Genomic DNA, 19,378 nt, shown 5'->3' with positions numbered 1-19,378 from the left:
CCTCCTTAAATACGACTCGGTGGTGAATTTAAGATTAATACCTTTGGACTTTTAGACGTCTAGAGCTATGCGATGAGTAATTTATACTATTAAAGCTAAGAATCTAAAAATGTTATTAATTCAAATTGAACATGAGAAAAATTAATACAGCATAAAGCCAATACCTTTAGCCATATAAACCTCTGATATAAATGAGCTATAAAAGTCACATCCTAAAATTTTCGATTTCAAAATATGTATTTTCAACTCCAAAAATACGAGATGCTAACCCCATTTCAATGCTGTAGTATTGCAACCTCAATGATAAGAAGAGATAAGTTGAATGAGTGAATTGCTTTTATTGATCCTATACTGCGCATTACTTGGCAGTGGTGTTGGCTTCCTCGCAGGCTTGCTTGGTATCGGGGGCGGATTAGTTATAGTACCGATTTTGAGTATTATTTTACTTCATTTTGAAATACTGCCACCAAACCAAGTTGTTATAGCGGCCATAGCAACCTCACTAGCATCGATATTATTCACATCGACTTCCTCAGCACTTGCGCATCATAAAAATGGAAATGTGCCATGGGAGTTAGCACCTTGGATCATGACAGGTGTCGCATTTGGTGCATTGCTCAGTGGCTTTATGGCTTCATTATTGCCAGAGGAAGTAGTGAAAGGGGTATTTGCTTTATGTGTTGCTCTGATTGCTCTTAAAATGCTTTATAGTAGTAACAAACGCGAAGAAAACGAAGAACGCTCAATGCCAAATAAAGGCATATTAACCGTTTTAACAACCATCACAGGCGGTTTATCTGCCATGATTGGTATTGGCGGTGGTGCTTTACTAGTGCCTTTACTTACATATTTTTCTGTTAACATGAAAAAAGCAATAGGTTGCTCTTCTGCGTGTGGCATAGTAATCGCTTTGTTTGGATCTGTTGGTTATATCAGCTCAGGGCTGACTCATTTTCGTGTTGAAGACGGCTTTTTAGGGTTTGTCTATCTGCCAGCATTACTGGGGATCGTATGTACATCTTGGTTTACCGCACCATTGGGTGCAAAAGCAACTAACTACCTACCTGTATCAACTGTTAAGAGAATATTTGCTGCGTTACTGGTGATCATGGCTGGAAACATGGCGCTAAGTTAAACCTTTATAGTCTTCAAGTTATTTCATTAACCTCATTCACACTGGGGTTTTTGCTCTCCCACCCTCGCTCGAGTCACAAATACACACAACACGGTTCTAGATAATACTCACAAGGCAATTATGAAAAATTAAATTAAAATACGCATTTTAAAAACAAAAGATTTACAATAGGAAAAATACGTATAAAATGCGGAACAAGATTAAGATCTATAAAAATAGCGATAACAAGAATGATAAAGTCAATTTTTTTAGTGCTCTTCGCTTTAACACTAAGTGCAGTCCATAAATACGCAGAAGCCCGCTCTGCAACTTATGTGCTGTGTTACAAGCAAAACAAAGTTGCATGGAGTGAAGAACATTATAATCCCCGCTCTGTGCAATCAGCATATTACAAATGCGTAAGTGATGGCGGCACGCCACAGCTAGTAATGAATTAATCACTCTGGTGCGGCTTTTTTCTCTTAAATACCGCTACAGCTCGATAAGACAAAAATCAAAGTTGTTTAAGGTAAACATGAAGTATCCAGCCACTTTGTTATCTCATTACGATACTTTATGGACCACCTTTTGGCAGCTTTGACTTCACTGTTTCCATCAAAAACAGCGAATGAAGCTGCATCCGCTATCATCTTTTGTGTAAAGTCAATTTTCTTGACCAATTCATAAACACAAGGGTATGACTTTTCCAGCTGTGGCCAACCTGCTTTTCTTAACCACCCTTTTCTTGGATTGCCGCAGTCATTAACTAAGTTTGGGTTTATCCCCCAACTCGCGTCGGTTTCACACGCCATAGTGTACTCAGGAAACTCAACAAATCGCCCCGGAATATGCAGATCAGTCCAGTTCGGTGTCCAATTAATCAATACAATTGGGACTTTACTTAACCATGCCTTCTCCAGTTTTTGCCAAAGAGCTTCTTCATTTTCTAGCCTTTCGATTGTGAAATTTAAATTTAGTGCTCTTATCAAATCCGCGTCTTGATAATCCCAATCAATAGTATAAAAGACCCCTTTTTCAGGGTTTTCGTGGTTAGCAAATAATTTTGCACATTGATTAAGAGCCTGCCAGTCAGGTAAACCTGGGCATAACTCCTCTACGTATTCAGGGTACCACCACTCTTCACGCACGACGACGCTATGCACACCTAAATCGGCAATCATGTTATTCGCAACCATTCTGTTAAACTGGCCCGACATGGATTGCTGCCAAATTTCTAATTGAAAATGAACCAGCCCTTTTTGCATCGCGCCCCACTGATCGCTGGCAGGCATATCATGATATATCACTGTGAAACCGTATCGCTCTATCATGTTGCCAACTACATGAGAAAGCACTCTTTGACTCATCCAGTTATTTAGAGGAATAGAAATGGTATTTGTTTTACTTGAAGCGTATGTAGTTGACAGTAACAAAAATACCATCATGAATAGACGTAAAGATATTACATTGTATCGCATAACAGCTTACCAAAAAAAGTGGAAGAGTTTTACACTAGGGCAACTCATAATGCATCTGTATAGTGTAGTAAAAGATTAACCAGAACATGGGGTTTTCAATATCTAGTACAACACTAACAGCAAAAAATAACGCTTTGCTTATTACAAAGAGCTGTAGGGCTTGAAGATCAAGAGTTACATCAATAAATTTCTAATAAAAGAAAATGTGAAGAATAAACGAACAAGTAGCTAAATTAGTTCAGGCAGCGATTTTAAAAGCAACAGCAAAGTACATGCTGATCAACGGTACTTGTATCTAGTTCTGATAATATGTAATTTTCGGATTTTGCCGCTCTAAGAGCTGCTTTATTTCTTATAGGGCACCTAATGTAATTAGATTCAGGTTGTGTGACTCTACCTTGTTAGCTTTATACTTAAGCATTCCGTTGGTGCATCTGGTTTTTTTGTTAATCGCTCAAAGTATCATCATCATAACTAAAACACACTTGATTCCTCCCATTTCGCTTAGCTTGAAAAAGTGCCATATCAGATTCATCAAACAACTGCTGAGCACTTATTTCTCTAGTATGTTTCCAACAGGCACCACCTATACTGACAGTGACAAACTCACCTTCCGCAGCCCTATGCGGAATTTCAAGTTCACATACAGCGCGTCGTATGCCTTGAGCAATACTTTTTGCGCTTTCTAACTTTGTATTTGGCATTATGATAGCAAACTCTTCTCCACCGATTCGAGCAAGTAGGCTGTTTTTAACTGTTAATTTTGTCGATATTGCCTGACAGACATTTTGCAAACAGTAATCGCCAAGTTGATGACCATAATGATCGTTATATTGTTTAAAATTATCGACATCGATTACTAACAAACAAAACTCCAGTTTTAGTTTTTTACTTTCATCCAGTGTGTTTTGTAGAACTTGCTCGTAAACTCGTCTGTTAGGGATCCCAGTTAAAGGGTCTAAACTAGCAAGGCGTAATAATTCATCTTCCCGCGCTTTGAAATGCCGGCTGGTATGATCTAATAAATAATTGTAGGTCATACACAGGGAAGCATTATTTGAACCATGATCAACATTGAGATGCTGAGGGTTATTTTCATTTTTAGAAATTTTGTCAAATTGTTCCATCAGATCAATCAGCTCATCTTTCATGCCATGCTCACCGAAATTCAAACCAATCGTTTCTGTTTGTGCTGACACACGCAATGGATGAAAACGATTTATTAGCCATAAAACTCCAAAGCCAATCACGCAGACCCACACTGCGCATACACCTATGCCAAGTAATTGAACCATAAGTTGCTCTGTGTGTGATCCATGTTCTAATTTTTCAAGGGGTGCAAAAAAAGCGATTGCGAGTGTACCCCATACGCCACCTCCAAGGTGCACAGGTACAGCCCCCACTACATCATCAATTTTATATTTTTCTAAAAAATCACCGAGTAAAACACTGATACAACCTGCTATCGCACCGATCACTACGGCTGAAGGTAAATTTACTAAATCTGCGCTGGCAGAAATCGCAACTAAACCAGCCAAAAGTCCGTTAAGAACATAGCGTATTCCTTGCATAGAGTGTAAATTCCATGATAGCAATAGAGCACTCACGCCTCCTGCGCAAGCAGAAAGTGCTGTGTTCGAAAACACTCTAGCCAGTTCTGAATTAGGACTATGAACACTTCCTCCATTAAAACCAAACCAGCCTATGAAAAGTAAAAACGTACCAAGTGCAGAAAGTGGTAAGTTTTGACAATACAACTCTTTAGGCTTGCCCTCACTGGTAAAGCGACCTAACCTAGGTCCAACTATGATCAGTGCAACCAATGCAATCCAACCGCCAACACTATGAACAACTGTCGCACCGGCAAAATCAATAAAGCCCCGCTCAAAAAGCCAACCAAGAGGGGCTTGCTCAAAGTGTTTACCATGCCAGATCCAATGCCCCACAATCGGGAATAGAAGTGTTGCAGTTAAAAAAGCACAGATAATATAACCAGAAAATCGCATTCTCTCAGCCACTGCACCCGATAAAATTGTTGCTGCGGTTCCGCAAAACATCATCTGAAACAGAAAATATGCGAGCACAGACGGATCATCGTAGCTATTCAAAGCAAACTGATCTTTGCCAAACAACCCGCTTTGACTCGCTCCATACATCAAGCCATAACCAATGAGCCAAAAACATACTCCGCTGATACAAAAATCGGCAACGTTTTTTAGAGCAACATTAATGTTATTCTTACTCCGTACCAAGCCACTTTCGAAGCAAGTAAAGCCGGGTTGCATAAGTAACACCAATGCAGTACACAGTAACGTCCATGTAATCGAAATTATTTGTGGGTCTAATGCTATATGTTCCAAAGGGGTCCCACGTGTTTAGATGCTTCATATAGGGAGCTTAGACAAGCTCTTATTAATTCTCCAGATGAAACTTACACAATCCCTTTGCTCTATAAGTACACGGACGTTTCTAAAATAATTAGCAAATGAACTTTACGCTTTTATTGAAACGCGAACATAGGTAAACTCTGAGATTAATGATGGTTATGACATGTGTGTTATTATAACTTTTTTAGAAAGTAAGAGTGGTTATTTGCAACTTAGATTTAGAGTTATAAATGACAATTAAAACCAATTAAAATATAAGTGTTGCGACTTATTAAAAAGGAATCTATAACAGCTTAACTATAGAACATTGCACTAAAACATTTAAACAATAAAGTCTTTTTCATCAACAAGAACAATGCTACCCCTTCACTATCGCCACTAACTTTCTTAAGTATTAAAATTTAAAGCCTACTTAATTTTTTAAATTTCGAGGAGCCATAATCAACTTACGATGTTAAAAAAGGCTCAACATTACCCTCGTGATACTCCTTTTCAACTCTGATTTAGTAGATTGAACCAATAAAAAAGCCCTAGTATTGTTGCTAGGGCTTGTCTATTTCGAACTTCGTAGTTACACGCTCTTTAAGAGCTAAAAAAGCAAATTAATGTACTTGATACATGGCCGACGACGTAGAAAGCAGCAAATTAAGCTTGCCTTTTTCATCCAATCTAACTTTTAGTGCATCTTTTGAAGGCCTACCAAGTAAATCAGGGCTTCGGCTGATTTTATTACCAAAAGAATCTGTAAATAATACGTTAGAATATGAAGAATTACTCCAGCTATCACCACTTTGAGTCGCAAATATCAGTTGTTGGTGATTTTTATTTGTTGGAGAAACCGTAAAATCAATGACATTTTCATTCAGTGCTTTCTTATGCACTTGCTCGAATTCATCGCCATTAACTTCATATACTATAAGTGATAAGTCACTGTCTGAATAATACTCATCTTCGTTATATAAACATGCAACTTCTAGCTCTGCATCACTATCAAAATTAAAATACTCTACCTGAACACACCTTTGATCTAATTTACTTTTCTCAGAAAAACCACCATTCGAGAATGAGAGTAAAGTTAATTCATCAGACGCTACCAACATATTTAAAGCATCATTTTCAGTCAGACTAAAATCTTTTATCGGACCTGAAACTACAAAGCTAGATAGTAATGTTTGGTTATTTACATCCACAACTTTGACATAGTTTTGCGTGCTATAAATTGCATCGGGAATATTGTCACCATTTATGTCAGCAGCATCAACACCAACTAGTCTGTCATTAGAATCAATTGGCAACTCATAAGAAATATCATAAGTAGCAAGGTCCATCACACCCAATGCCGTACTATAGAGTGCGGTATTCGGAAGCAGTAACTCTGTCAAACCGTCATTGTTAAAGTCAGCAGTAATTGCTGCTTTATCGTCATTCCAATTAGTTGAAATTTCATCTGATGGGGTGAATGCACCATTTTCATCCATTTGAACTACACGCCCACCATCATAGCCAGAGTTGCTATTTGGTACATAGAAAATGGCTTTTTCAATATTTCCAGCCCCTTTAGCCCATCCTGCTGTTACAAAGCTATCAAGCTGAGGTGCTATTTGATCTTGTCTAACCGAAACGCTTTCGCTATTGATATCCGCTGTTACTAACTTATCAGCTCCTGAATCATAAATGCCAGTGCCCCATACAATTTCAAGTTTTCCGTCATTATCACTGTCACCCACCTGAAATGATGCTGTATCATTGTCTATCGCGTCAGCGTTCCACAGCTCGGTAAGCGCATTTTCACTATCATATTTATAGGCATGCAATTTACCCCATTGACAACTTCCAACAATGAGTTCATCACTTGCATCATTATCAAGATTTGCTGCGGCTATTTTACAATTATTGTTGTAGATATCTAAACTAGCAAGTTGAGCTTTATCAACTGCCGAATAAACAGTCACACCATTTTTATCGCCAATAATTTCATCAACACCATCTCCATTGATATCAGCAATAATAAAGTTGTTTTCACCGAACTCATTGCTACTTAACCATTGATTTTCCCAAGTAGCGGTATCGTACACTAGACCTGAGTTTACAATAAGTTCTACGTTTTCGTCTGTATCGACATTACCAAAACTCACTGTATTAGCGATGTTTAAAACAGTTTCAAATAATGGTTCATCTGGCTTTTCAAAAGAATATACAGCAAGCGTTTTTGCTGAATAATAGCTATCTTCATGCTGAAGCAAAACAGCCAACTCAGGTACACCATCGTTATTTATATCTCTAAATGCGCCAAATACGGCCTCTTTTTCGAATTTTAAGAGTGTGCGAGCTTCTGAGTTTAAATCATCAATAACACTTAGACCTTCCCCTGTAAGAACATAAATCTCTTTTTCAGGATCTTCATCGGTATTAGCAGCAAAAATGCTCTTAATAGTGCTGTATTCGGCTAGTGAATATGGATATAACCACTTTTGCTCGGGGGTTTCATTGTTATATGTGATTAACATCACCCGATTTGAATTATCGGTCGTGAGTATTTCATTCTTTTTATCACCGTCGAAGTCATCAATTATGAAATTGTTTTGTATTTTAGGAACTTCGACACCTGAGCGTGCAATCGGCAACGATTTTTGAGAATTAACAGTGACTTTAATCGCCGTCTCACTCGGGTTTGATTCATCTCCAGTTGCAAAAGTAAAGAAATAGTCCTGAGATGAAAACAACATTTCTGAAGGCGTATTCCAAGTTATTTGACCATTCTCGTCAACTGTGGCGCCTTCTGGTGATGCAATCAAAGTACCCGTTTGGGCTGCAGATTTATTATCAGGATCCACAACTTTTGCGGTGAACACAACACGTTGATCCGCAGAAATAGTGTCTGGGAGCCCCGTAACTTCAACGTAATTAGGTGCATCCTCTAACGTAATTGATGTACGATAACTTAGGACTGAGTTTGCGCCATCAGATACTCTCATCGCGACCTCTAGAACATCACCAAAAACTGCAACACCTGCTGGCAGTGTATTCGTGTACTCTCCCTCAACTAATTCATCATTGACATACCATTCGAAGCTAACAACTAAGTCTTCTATCGCTGTATCTTCATCTGAGTAATAGCCAGCCTCAACGATGATAGGCATCGTAGTATCAGGCATATAAACTAAATTGAAAGGGTTACCTACTTTAGGTGGCAATGACATAGCATCTATTGGCACTGGGTTAATATCTGTTTGAGTACCATAAATAAATTCGTTAATATTTGTGATATATGTGCCTAAGTCATTCTCATTATCTAAATCAGAGTCTAGATAATAAGTAGGGAAGCTATCAGAAAATGAAATAGTGGCACTTGAATTCTTCCCTGTAAATTTAATCTCGCCACTATCATAGCTTGGCGCATAACCTGTTAAGTCTTTTGCATCAACAGTCAAAATGCCAGAGTCGTTAAACATGATTGAGCCAGACATATTTAGACCGTCATCCCAGTTACGATCTGAGCTCCCATTAATTCTCATCTTAGACACAATTTGATCGCCATTGTGATCCTCAAGAAGAATATTTTGAGTAATGCTGACGGACCCAACATGAGCATTAAGGTCGCTTTGAGCCGCGTTGAGACTACCAGTTAACTTTTGAGATTTTCCTTGAGAGGACATTTGGAGTGCATCAAAGTAAATACCTAGCTGATTAGTATCAACAGAGATTTTAACGGTAATATTGCCTGAAATATTCGTATCCGAATAGTTAGAGCAATTGGTAAATTTCGCGGAAATAACGCCGCTGCCAGACTCACTTGCTGAACCAGAGTAATTAACCGAACCACCACTGGCACAGCGCTCCGTGCCGCTTATAGTTCCATCACTTTTCACGTGACTTTGAATACCGGGAAAATCGAAATCCGTAAATGAGCTAGCTGAATCATCGAGCATGTAAACAAAAGCTTGTTGCACAAGCTCAGGGCTTATTTCAGCCTTACTTTCTTGTCCAGTATATCTGCTTTGAACAAGAGAGTTCGCAGCTGTATCTAACTCAGAAAAGGTCTTATCTTTCGAGTTACTCAAGGTCTCAGATGCAACGTTTTCAGTGGATTGGCTATCGCTAGAGCCACCACCACAACCTGAAAGTACTATTGATAAAGCAATTGCGATAGATGAGTGTTTAAATTTTTTCATACTTCTAAAGTCCCTTTTAGGCCTTCTTATATTAATTTAAGTTAAGATTGTACCTAAAAGTAAAATAATTATCAAAACCTATAAACAAATGGCGAAATAAAAACCACAGAAAGAATAAAAACCAAACTATTGTAAATATAGGTGAGATTATATTTAAAATATTTTTTATTTTGCAGAGCGATTGAGGGCCAAAAAAATGATGTATCAGCTATTAACCTACACTTAGGGTTTTATGAACAAATAACAAACAAACTAATGAATGGTAATAAAAGTAAGACACTGTTAGTGTACAGTGTCAAGATTTCAGATCACGGTGTTCTTTAAAAGTTTTTGTGATTAAAGCTGTAGTCTAGAGTCTAAACTCTTCTAGTAGCTTTACTAGCTCAGCAGATTGTTCCTTCAACTTGTTCGCAGCAATTTCTGCATTTTGCGTATCAGATAAAGACCGTTTGCTCGAGTCATCTACTTGTACAATCTCTTTCGACATGTCTGCAGCTACTCTGGCTTGCTCTTCTGTATCAATAGCGATGGATTGGATCATACCCGCAATTTCTTGTGCACCGCTAACAATTTCATTTAGTGAACCACCTGCTTGCTGGGCTAGCTCAACGCTGTTATTTACTTGCTCGACACTAACATTCATTGCATTAACAGCCACTTGAGTTTTATCTTGAATTGCTTGAACTGTAGAAGATACCTCTCCAGTTGCTTTTGTGGTTCGCTCTGCAAGCGTTCTGACTTCATCTGCAACAACGGCGAACCCACGCCCTTGCTCACCTGCTCTTGCAGCCTCAATAGCAGCATTCAAAGCAAGTAAATTTGTTTGCTCAGCAATACTACCAATTACGCCAATCACATCTCCAATTTGTGCACTTAAATCGCCTAAACTAGTAATAGTAGTTGCCGTTTTTTGTACTTCACTCGCTGCATTCGTTATTTCTTCAACAGTATGCCTTACCACTCCTCCACCTTGATCAGCCAAATCTCGGGCACTCTCAGCGTGATCGGCGGCATCTTTTGCTCGCTGTGCGACTTCAGAAACGGTTACACTCATACGCTCAATTTCTGCAGCAATAATAGCCGATTGTGCAGAGCTACTTTGGCTTAAATTTGCTATTCTCTGATTTATTTCAGCGATATCTTCAACTGAAAGCTCTACATTACTAGCCACTTGATCTACATTACGTATCAGATTACTCAATGATTTTACCATTTCATTTGACGCACTCGCTAACCCATCGATTTCGTCTTTACTTTCATGTTCAAGTGGTTGTAAGGACAAATTTCCTCTAGCGGTTTCGCTGGCCACATTGAGCACTTTCGTAATTCGTGAAGAAAGTGAGTTACTTAGTATGTATGCGACAACACCGCTACCAACGGCAGCTAGTGTCGTTAATACAAAAATAACCTTAAGCATCCCTCGCATGTCCGAGTCAAGCTTAATCAAAGCGCTTTCAGCATCAGCCTTTTCCTCATTTGTCGATTTATCTAAAATCGCTTCCATTTTTTCAAACAAAACCACTTCAAGCTCATGTACAACGGCAACTGATTTTGATTTCGCACTCGGGTCAAAACGTTTAAAAACTTCGTGCGCTCCCTCATACAATTCATCATGTAACAGCTTTATTTTGTTCAGATTTGTCACTTCAATTGGTTTTCTCTCTAATGGTCTTAGCAGCTCTAGATACTTTATAAATCTTTTCGAACCTTCCTCAAAAGCTTCTTTCTCATCCAGTTCACCTGTCATAAATTCTGTAAGCGAGGCCAGCATATCGCCTTTTTCGTCAACCATTTCTAAATATAAACGCACACCGGGTAGATCATCAGAGACAGCCTCAACAATATCTGTAGTTTTAAGTGCATCCGCGAACTCCTCTTCTTTTAGCCTATCGAGTAACATCTCAAGTTCAGCGCCCACTGAATTTTCGAGTTCATCGACAAATTTGAAGGCCCACCTTTCTGTAACAGGGTCATAAACATTGAAGACTTCACTTTCTGCCCTTGACTTAAACTCATTTACAATACTCTCTATCTCTGCCATTTTTGCTCTATCAGACTCTGTAGCTGATTCTAGTGGCCTCAAGTTTCTGTAGACATCCATAAATTCATTATAGTTATCATAAAACTCCGCTTTTTTACTTTCATTACCTACTACGTAATCAAGTAACTCGACATGCATGTCTCCGATTTCATCCATGAGTTGCAAATAGTAAATTGCAGCGGGAACATCATCGCTGTGTACTTCCTCCGTCACTTCAGATAGTGCAGTAACTTGCATCCAAGTCACGGCACTTGAGATAATCATTAACATGACAATAATGCCAAAGGAAAGGTAGAGTTTTTTATCTAGTTTCATGTGCTGCAACTTTATTTAGATTGTCTAGAAGGATCACTCATAAAAAAGTAACATTAACGAAGGGTGTCCGAATTCATTTTCCTTGTGAAAAGTCAGTTAACACAAGTAATAGCATCCATGTTGAGTAACCATACTCGCCATTGTTGTGTGAGAGTAATCAGTCAGTCGAGATACATAAAACTTAGCCTAAAAACACGATGTTTCAAGATTCTAACCTTTCCAAGCTACCGTCTCATAGTCTACAGAACTACAGAACTACAGAACTACAGAACTACAGAACTACAGAACTACAGAACTACAGAACAAGATGAAGCTTGATAGAGCTTAGTCAATAAAAAGAGAGAACAACTCTTAACTATCTACATTTGACTACATTCATAGAAGTAAACATCCAAAACAGCATTACGTTAAATCTGAGGAAAGGCTCGAAATTCACTTTTAAAAAGCAAATGCATACCCTTCTCGAAGTTACTTTGGTAATACTGAATAAATGTCCGAATTTGCATAATGTATCGAGTTGTACAACAGTAAATTACTATGCCAGTCAAAGTCACTGGTATCTGATGTAATTAGTAACTTTTGCTGATTTGTGATGTCGTTATATTGAAACAGTTGATATCTTCGTGATTTTGCTCGCTGCCACAACCACTCGTTCGCTTTTTTTTGTAAATTAAACCTGCTTTGAACAACAAACGGAATTGTATTGATTTTCTTAGACACAACAGGTGAAAAATCTAATCCAGTAAAATAGGCACCATGAATATCTTGCCATATTATATCTTCAGAATATTTAGAATAAGAGACAAATTGCCACTTGGGGTCAGCACTTGATAATTTGTCGTTACGAAGATCGTAATAATGTACTCTCCACTTATCTGCACCCTTTAAACTAAAAGCAATCGTTTGCTCATCTTTTATTGAAAGGCCACTAATCTCAGCATGAGGTATTTTCAACTGTTTAACTAGGCCACTATTTACTGACACTTTAAAAAGCGCGTTGTGGGTTAGAGCAAAGAGATCTTGACCATCAAAAGACCACTTTAAATCAATAAAATATTGTTCTTCATCAAACTTAGAAAGTACAGTTTTAAGGTGACTATTAAAATCATATAGCCATATTTGCTCACTACCTGTTGCCAAACTAATGTATGCAATAGTTTGACTACCGGGTGAGAACCGAGCTAGTCGCTCATCTACTGAAGTTGCAGCGACTGTTTGTTCAACTAAGTCGGTCATCGAGTAATAAGTGATATTGCGATCTCTAGCCCCTGTACTAAACAAGTACCCTTTGCCATTAGAGTGACGACTTAAACCAAATAAAGAGTGGCTATTGGAATAAAGTACCGCTCTATCTTGACCTGTTAAGTCATAACTCACAATTTCATTGGCAGGGTAGCCACCAAGTAATACGATACGATCGCCTGAGTGATCCCAAACAGCCCCGCCTTCATTATCAAACAAATGGTCAAATCGGTTATGCTCAATATCAATCACATACAAACCTGTAGATAATTGCTTGTCAACGGCACTAATTAGCAGTTGATTTTCTGTCGGGTGCAAATCAAACTGGCTGTATCCACCAAGTCCGATTTTGGGCTGTTCAAGTCTAGTTATTTTGCCGCTAGATAGTTGTAAAGAATATAGATAAAAGGGACCACCTGGATACTTTGCTTCATTAAAAACAAGCAAGTCATTGTCATGTGTAAAAATAATTTTTCCATAACTTCCTGTATGACAATTGTGGATTAACTCTGGCTTGCTAAACTTTCCGTTTTCGAAACTCCTCATAAAGTATTGACAACTATTAGAAGTAGTTGTCAGATATACGAAAGCTTTACCGTCTTTGCGCCACGCACCTGGCCCTTCCCAAGAATCAAGACCATGGTCAATAATTTCAACACCTTCGGTATCAAGCGTTTTCAATTTTAAACTGATGTTTCCATTATGTACTTCTGTAAATAATAGATAATTACCATCGGGAGATATATGAGGATTCAACTCTAAACCAGGCTCACGTGTTAATGCGTTTACGCTTGTTAAGAGTTCAGCTGCTGATTTTGAATTGTTCTGAAGCAACAAATATATAGTGATGAGTACAAATATAGCGACAATACTTGGTGTTAACACCGACATATGGTTATTTTTTTCAATATGTGAACTGATGTTTCTAGCATGAAATTGAGGGCTTGGTTTATCTTCTAGTATTCTAACAGGTGCAATAAACTGATAGCCTTTCTTTGGGTAAGTTACAATAAAAAAGGGTTTTCTAGGATCATCATTCAATGCTTTTCGTAGTTTTGTGATCACACGGTTAACTGCATTATCAGTCACGATGCGCCCTTGCCATACCTGTTCAATCAGCTCGTCTCTAGACACCAAAATTTGTGGATTTAAACAAAAAAAACGCAGCACCTCCGAAACCATGGGTTCAAGCTGTATCTCTTTGTCATCAAAACTTATTGTAAGAGTTTTATCACAAAACTTAATTTCACCAATTTGCCAATGCATCACATCTCTTTATTGTTTTTAAGTGATTGTATTCTATGGTTAATATTTTTAGTCATAAAAAGTCATAAAAAGTTTTCTAATTATCAGTACTTTAAAAAAACCAAAAAATAAACTGATTTCGATTATTAAAATTAGGAAATCAGAAATGTGCATTTTATCTAAAATTATCGCGAAAGTAATTGCTTTAATTGTAGTTTTCTTAGCGATGAGTATACCTCACCCAACACAGGCAGCGAAGAACGAGCAATACCGGTTACCAACCAAGCTAATTGAGCTACTATCTCATGGCGAGACAAACATAACTCAGATTGTAGAGTCTGAGCTTTTTTTTAATTCACTATTACCATTAATTAAACAACTACCTAGTGAAGCAATATCAAAACAACCGGATGCCATAAAAGCCAGTCTAAGTTTAATATTACAAGGCTCGCTAGATTTAAGCGCACAAAGCAACCTAACAGCCCATTCAACTTTAGCAATCTTAGAGTATCAACAATTTTATAGTGTAAGTAATAAAGAGAGTCATCAATTGACGTTTAAGCAACAGATCATGCAAAAGCTTGATTCCTTAAACTACACTGCGCTATATCAATATGAAAACAATTTAAATATGACTTACAAGCAAAAGCGCAAACAGCTAGCGAATACTGTTAAGGATATTAAAGGCGTTAAAGCGCTCAGCGAACAGCAACTTATTAAGCTTGCATCAAGCGCAATGAATTTGAAAGTTAGCAAACATATCTACGTTATTGCACAACCACTTATTCAAAAAAAATGGCAAGAAGATTTCATTATTGAACCAGCATATTTAATTACTACAAAACAAGGAGTCGAGCATACAGCAACTATTGTTAGGCCTAAAAACAGAAACAAAACTTACACTGCAGCGTTTCAATTTACGATATACGCAGATGAAAGCCGCCATATAAAAACGGCAAAATTCGCTGCTTTACAAGGTTATGTCGGTATTGTTGTCAATTCTCGTGGTAAGCGATTAAGTAAAAACAAAATTGAACCATGGGTCAATGAAGGAATAGACACACATAGGCTCATAGATTGGATTAGCAAACAAAGCTGGAGTGATGGTCAAGTGGTGATGTATGGCGGAAGTTATAATGGCTATACACAGTGGGCTGCAGCAAAATATAAACACCCTGCATTAAAAGCCATTGCTCCTTATACAGCAGCGCACCCAGCCCTTGGTTTACCGATGGAAAATAACGTATTTCTGACCGCTAACTACCAATGGGGCTTTCATGTGACAAACAATAAAACCATGGATAATAGCGAATATGCTAACAGAGCGCACTGGAACAACTTAAACAAAACGTTATTTACCAGTGGCCGCGCTTTTAAAGATATAGATAAAATTGAAGGACGCCCCAACCCGTTATTTCAAAAATTTTTAAGTCACCCGAGTTTTGATGATTACTACAAATCCATGGTCCCTTATGGTGAAGAGTTTGCTGACATCAATATTCCTGTACTCTCAATCACAGGCTATTTTGACGGTGGACAAATATCCGCTATTCATTATATGAAAGAGCACTATAAATATAATCCAAAAGCCAAACATAGCTTACTCATTGGCCCTTATGATCACTGGACTGCTCAAGCTTTACCAAACAGTCATGTTACAAACTACAAACTAGACCCCGTAGCATTACAAAAAGACACTGAAAAAGTAGTATTTGAATGGTTTGACCATGTTTTAAATAATGCACCAGCCCCCGATCTTGTAAAAAATAAAATTAACTACCAACTTATGGGAAATAATACTTGGCACCACGTTGACAGTTACGAGCAACTAAACCAGCAAGGTATAGATTTTTACTTAGGCACCCCCTCTAAGAGCAAGTACCAGTCTTTATTAAAACAAAAGCCAAACCCAATAGCTCTCCACACTCAAGTTGTTGACCTTGCTGATAGAAAAATACAGCATAATATTGACTATATGAACGTGATACTCCCAAAGTTACCTGATGAAACTGGGGTGGTGTTTGTTTCTGACGCATTTGAACAAGATATGCAATACGCTGGTGCACCGTCAGGCCACGTATTTATCTCAATTAACAAAAAGGACGTAGATATTGGCTTTAATCTTTATCAACTTATGCCTGACGGTCAAACATTTCATCTGGCCCACTACCGAAGCCGAGCTAGTTATGCGAATAACAGCTCAAAACGCCAACTGCTTACACCAAACCAAAAAACCAAACTCCCGTTAGTGAATACTCGAATGACTGCAAGAAAGTTAATAAAAGGCAGTAGATTAGCGCTGGTTTTGGATGTGAATAAAAATGAGCACGCTCAAGTCAATATGGGAACGGGCAAGGATGTTAGCGTCGAAACCATTGATGATGCAAAAGAACCTTTGATATTAAAATGGTTTACGGATAGTAAAATTCACCTTCCGATCACTAGATTGAAGAAAATATAGGCAACTCTTACCTGGGGGCTAAAATTAGTTTACTCAATTCTTTGTATATCAACTAACTTTAATAAAAAACAATCACCATTTCTCAGTACCAACAGGTTAAACGAAGAAAAGCTTCAATGCATTTCATTGAAGCTTTTCTCTGAAATTGATTTTAAACTTCAAAATCGAAAATTTTATCTTGGAGCAGTACAGCACTTCCATCGTGAATATCAATAAAGTGCAAAGAAATACTATTGACCGACAAATTGAGAAAAGAGCTCCATATAACCAAATTTGATGATTTCTTATCATCCGTTACTTTTCCACATAACGCACCACCTAGGCCAGAAACAGACGCTCCATACATTTGGTTCGATCCTAGCCACCAATTATTACGTAAATCGGCAAATGAACCTTGTGATAAAAGAAGGTTTTCAACAGTATAGTACTTGCCGTCTACCTTACATTTCAACGTGCCTTTTACCGCAAAATTTAACTCATTAGGCACCTTATCTATTGAAGAGCAAGCTATCATCCTAGTTGATAGTTTATCCATATCAACAGTCAGACCAGTATGTTTATGGACATATTTTTCTATAACACCATTCAGTTCACTTTGAACTAAGGTTCCAAGTATAGACTTGTTGTTATCAATCTGATCATTGAACCACATCGCCACGGCACTAGATTTTTTGCGCCCAGCTTTAACCGTGATGATCCCTTTACCACCATCACAGGAACAACAGACCCCAGCAAATGGTTGAGAACTTGTAATGCTGTGATCTACTAAATCAAATTTCAAATCTTCAATTTCATGCCCTTCAATAGACAATATAAAATCATTGTCATGGCAAGCCTTCATATCCGAAACACACTTAATATCGAAGCTATTTGAACCACTTTGGGAAAGGTAGTATTTACCCCCTAGCATCCCTGATTTAGAATTACTGTCCGCATCTATTGACATTGAACACAGATGCCAATTATTTACACTACCTGAGTAGCTACCCTGTCCAAGGCATATTTCAAATACTTCATTATTGATTATCAATGAGCCTTTGATGGCAAAGTTTAGCTCTTTAGGTTCAGCACTACCGCCTTTAGTATGAATCATTTTTGCGACTTCAAAATCAACAGATTCCTTGTACCAACAAGCCGGTTTAGCAGTCTTATGTCGTTTGGCTTTTATATCAATTGTTAATTCATTTTCCGAGGGCGTTACAAAAACACCCGAAAAATTATTGTGTGGCGAATCATTTGCATAACAATATACATTGTTATCAATTGCGTACATTTTATTCCAGATAAATTTTATGTTAGAGCCTTTCGCTGAACCATCTAGATAAAAGATAAATTTATTAGCTGTCATAATCCATTAGTACCTTGAGTTGCTTATTTCTAAATTTCTAAAATTAAAAATAAACCTTAGGAAAGCATGTAATAAAAATACATTACACTATATGACAGCTAGGTAGTTCGAGACTCCATTAAAGTTAGTGGCTCACCTTTCAGCATAATTAATAAATAGTTACAATACGGTTCATATAAATCGATTGATTCATGTCACTGTGAGCATCTTTTCTGTATAAAAGTAATGTAATGTTACTTACAATGTGAATAAAATTTAGTGCTCTTTATTAAAAGAAAATTAAAAAAACAAAGATATAGATTAAGATTTGTATCAAAGGGAGTTCCCCCCCTTCGATACGATAACCATCAAACGGTTGACAGAGTCGCGATCACCATCAAAAAGACCAGTGCAACAACTAAATATGAAATTATCCCTACAGGCTTTTTGAAAAACTCTGGCACTTGAGGCCATATTTTTTCTTCGGCAGTTACATGCTTGTAATAGTCATGACAGGCCATTTGTGCACATATAACATTAGGCACTACCCAAAAAATTACAGATGGAAATTGGAAGCCTAAAAGACCTTGAACTAAATACAGTAGGCCATTGAACACCCAAATACTCGCAATTATGAAGCCAGCTTTCATCCACATTTTCTTGATAAGATAATAAAGCGGCCCAAAAAACAGCACGAAGAAATTTAGCGAAACACTGATCCGCTCTGAGTTTGACAACCCCTTAAACTCAGGGGTTTTCATAATTGAAAACATAGATTGTGAATCAGCACCTAGATTTTTAAGTAATTTAAAACGTTTTAGCCACTTTTCTGACAATTTATATTGCTCAAATTCCGACGATGGCTCTGGTACTGCGGTTGTAGATTCCGGGTTTGTTGGCTCTGTGTTCGTTGTTTCACTCATTAATTTCATCCCTTTAAAGTTAACTCTGAAATATTGCATTGCCAGCAGGCAAAAGAAGCACGATGCTCAAAGATGAGTAATACACGCAATTCCATTTGCTTGTTTTAGATCTGACAGTAGTGATTTCGGCCCTGTGAAGTTCGCACGTCTTTGTAGACGACTACCTCTATATGAAATCAGAACAAACTGTACATAATTTAGCCATGATTTTATTAATAAATTTACGATAATTATGATTTAATTGAATAATCAGATGCTTTTCAAGCATTCTAACGTTCGAATACAGTAATCTGTGCTTAATAAAAGTGTTAGGTTTCTGCCCCTTAAGTAACAGAACCAAAAATGCTACGCTTTTATAAGTACTTGTTTTTTCCATACGCTTGAAACGCCCATAAAGAAGTTTTTTGACCCCTTGATAATAGAAGCGTACCAAGGCTCTAGTTTTTGGCTACTATGACATTTATGAACTATTTTACGTGTATGTTGTTCTTCAGCAGCTTTAATTAATTCGACAAGAATTTCTAATGGTTTTGGTTTTTCAAATGATTTGATCTTTTTTGAGATTACCTTAAGCATGCTACCCCTATGCCAAATAACAGCAACATCAAGACCCACTTATTTCTTATCCACATTGTAATTTATCATCTAGCTTAGAATATTGGCATTACCGACG

At 37.6% G+C, this 19,378-nt stretch carries 11 protein-coding genes; 3 read left to right on the top strand and 8 right to left on the bottom strand.

Annotated features, from left to right (window positions below):
- The first annotated feature begins 322 nt into the window (after nt 1-322).
- Together L1077_RS22920 and L1077_RS22915 are read left to right on the top strand one after the other, a co-directional pair.
- A complete protein-coding gene (locus L1077_RS22920) occupies nt 323-1,135 on the top strand; it encodes a sulfite exporter TauE/SafE family protein (RefSeq protein ID WP_237139160.1) in 813 nt (270 codons plus the stop codon).
- A 230-nt stretch (nt 1,136-1,365) separates the two neighbouring features.
- Nucleotides 1,366-1,572 (top strand): hypothetical protein, encoded by a 207-nt coding sequence (locus L1077_RS22915; protein ID WP_237139159.1) that lies wholly within the window; start codon nt 1,366-1,368, stop codon nt 1,570-1,572.
- 66 nt (nt 1,573-1,638) lie between these two features.
- Here L1077_RS22915 and L1077_RS22910 read toward each other — a convergent pair whose 3' ends face one another.
- The 5 genes from L1077_RS22910 to L1077_RS22890 all read right to left on the bottom strand — a co-directional run bounded on the left by L1077_RS22910 (nt 1,639) and on the right by L1077_RS22890 (nt 14,015).
- Entirely contained in the window at nt 1,639-2,592 is a 954-nt protein-coding gene (locus L1077_RS22910; protein ID WP_237139158.1) for an ABC transporter substrate-binding protein, read from the bottom strand.
- A 446-nt stretch (nt 2,593-3,038) separates the two neighbouring features.
- Entirely contained in the window at nt 3,039-4,952 is a 1,914-nt protein-coding gene (gene amt / locus L1077_RS22905) for an ammonium transporter (RefSeq protein WP_237139157.1), read from the bottom strand.
- Nucleotides 4,953-5,581: 629 nt separating this feature from the next.
- Nucleotides 5,582-9,151: a VCBS repeat-containing protein gene (locus L1077_RS22900; RefSeq protein WP_237139156.1), complete on the bottom strand. Its 3,570-nt coding sequence runs from the start codon at nt 9,149-9,151 to the stop codon at nt 5,582-5,584.
- Nucleotides 9,152-9,500: 349 nt separating this feature from the next.
- Nucleotides 9,501-11,507, bottom strand: coding sequence for a methyl-accepting chemotaxis protein (locus L1077_RS22895; RefSeq protein WP_237139155.1), 2,007 nt, complete (start codon nt 11,505-11,507; stop codon nt 9,501-9,503).
- Between the two features lie 468 nt (nt 11,508-11,975).
- Nucleotides 11,976-14,015, bottom strand: a complete 2,040-nt coding sequence (locus L1077_RS22890; RefSeq protein ID WP_237139154.1) for a winged helix-turn-helix domain-containing protein — start codon at nt 14,013-14,015, stop codon at nt 11,976-11,978.
- A 145-nt stretch (nt 14,016-14,160) separates the two neighbouring features.
- Between L1077_RS22890 and L1077_RS22885 the strand changes: the two genes are divergently transcribed.
- The gene (locus L1077_RS22885; protein WP_237139153.1) at nt 14,161-16,455 is read left to right on the top strand and encodes a CocE/NonD family hydrolase; all 2,295 of its coding nucleotides are present in this window, start codon (nt 14,161-14,163) and stop codon (nt 16,453-16,455) included.
- A gap of 151 nt (nt 16,456-16,606) precedes the next feature.
- Here L1077_RS22885 and L1077_RS22880 read toward each other — a convergent pair whose 3' ends face one another.
- From L1077_RS22880 to L1077_RS22870, 3 genes are all read right to left on the bottom strand, one after another.
- Nucleotides 16,607-17,803 carry a hypothetical protein gene (locus L1077_RS22880; RefSeq protein WP_237139152.1) on the bottom strand — a complete coding sequence of 399 codons (1,197 nt, stop codon included), beginning with the start codon at nt 17,801-17,803 and terminating at the stop codon, nt 16,607-16,609.
- A gap of 347 nt (nt 17,804-18,150) precedes the next feature.
- A complete protein-coding gene (locus L1077_RS22875; RefSeq protein ID WP_237139151.1) occupies nt 18,151-18,705 on the bottom strand; it encodes a DUF2628 domain-containing protein in 555 nt (184 codons plus the stop codon).
- A gap of 345 nt (nt 18,706-19,050) precedes the next feature.
- On the bottom strand, nt 19,051-19,281 hold the full coding sequence (locus L1077_RS22870; RefSeq protein WP_237139150.1) for a hypothetical protein: 231 nt from the start codon (nt 19,279-19,281) through the stop codon (nt 19,051-19,053).
- Nucleotides 19,282-19,378: the final 97 nt, after the last annotated feature.

The organism is Pseudoalteromonas luteoviolacea (assembly GCF_021654285.1).
Classification (GTDB): domain Bacteria; phylum Pseudomonadota; class Gammaproteobacteria; order Enterobacterales; family Alteromonadaceae; genus Pseudoalteromonas; species Pseudoalteromonas luteoviolacea_J.
This window is presented reverse-complemented; position numbering and strand designations above follow the sequence as displayed.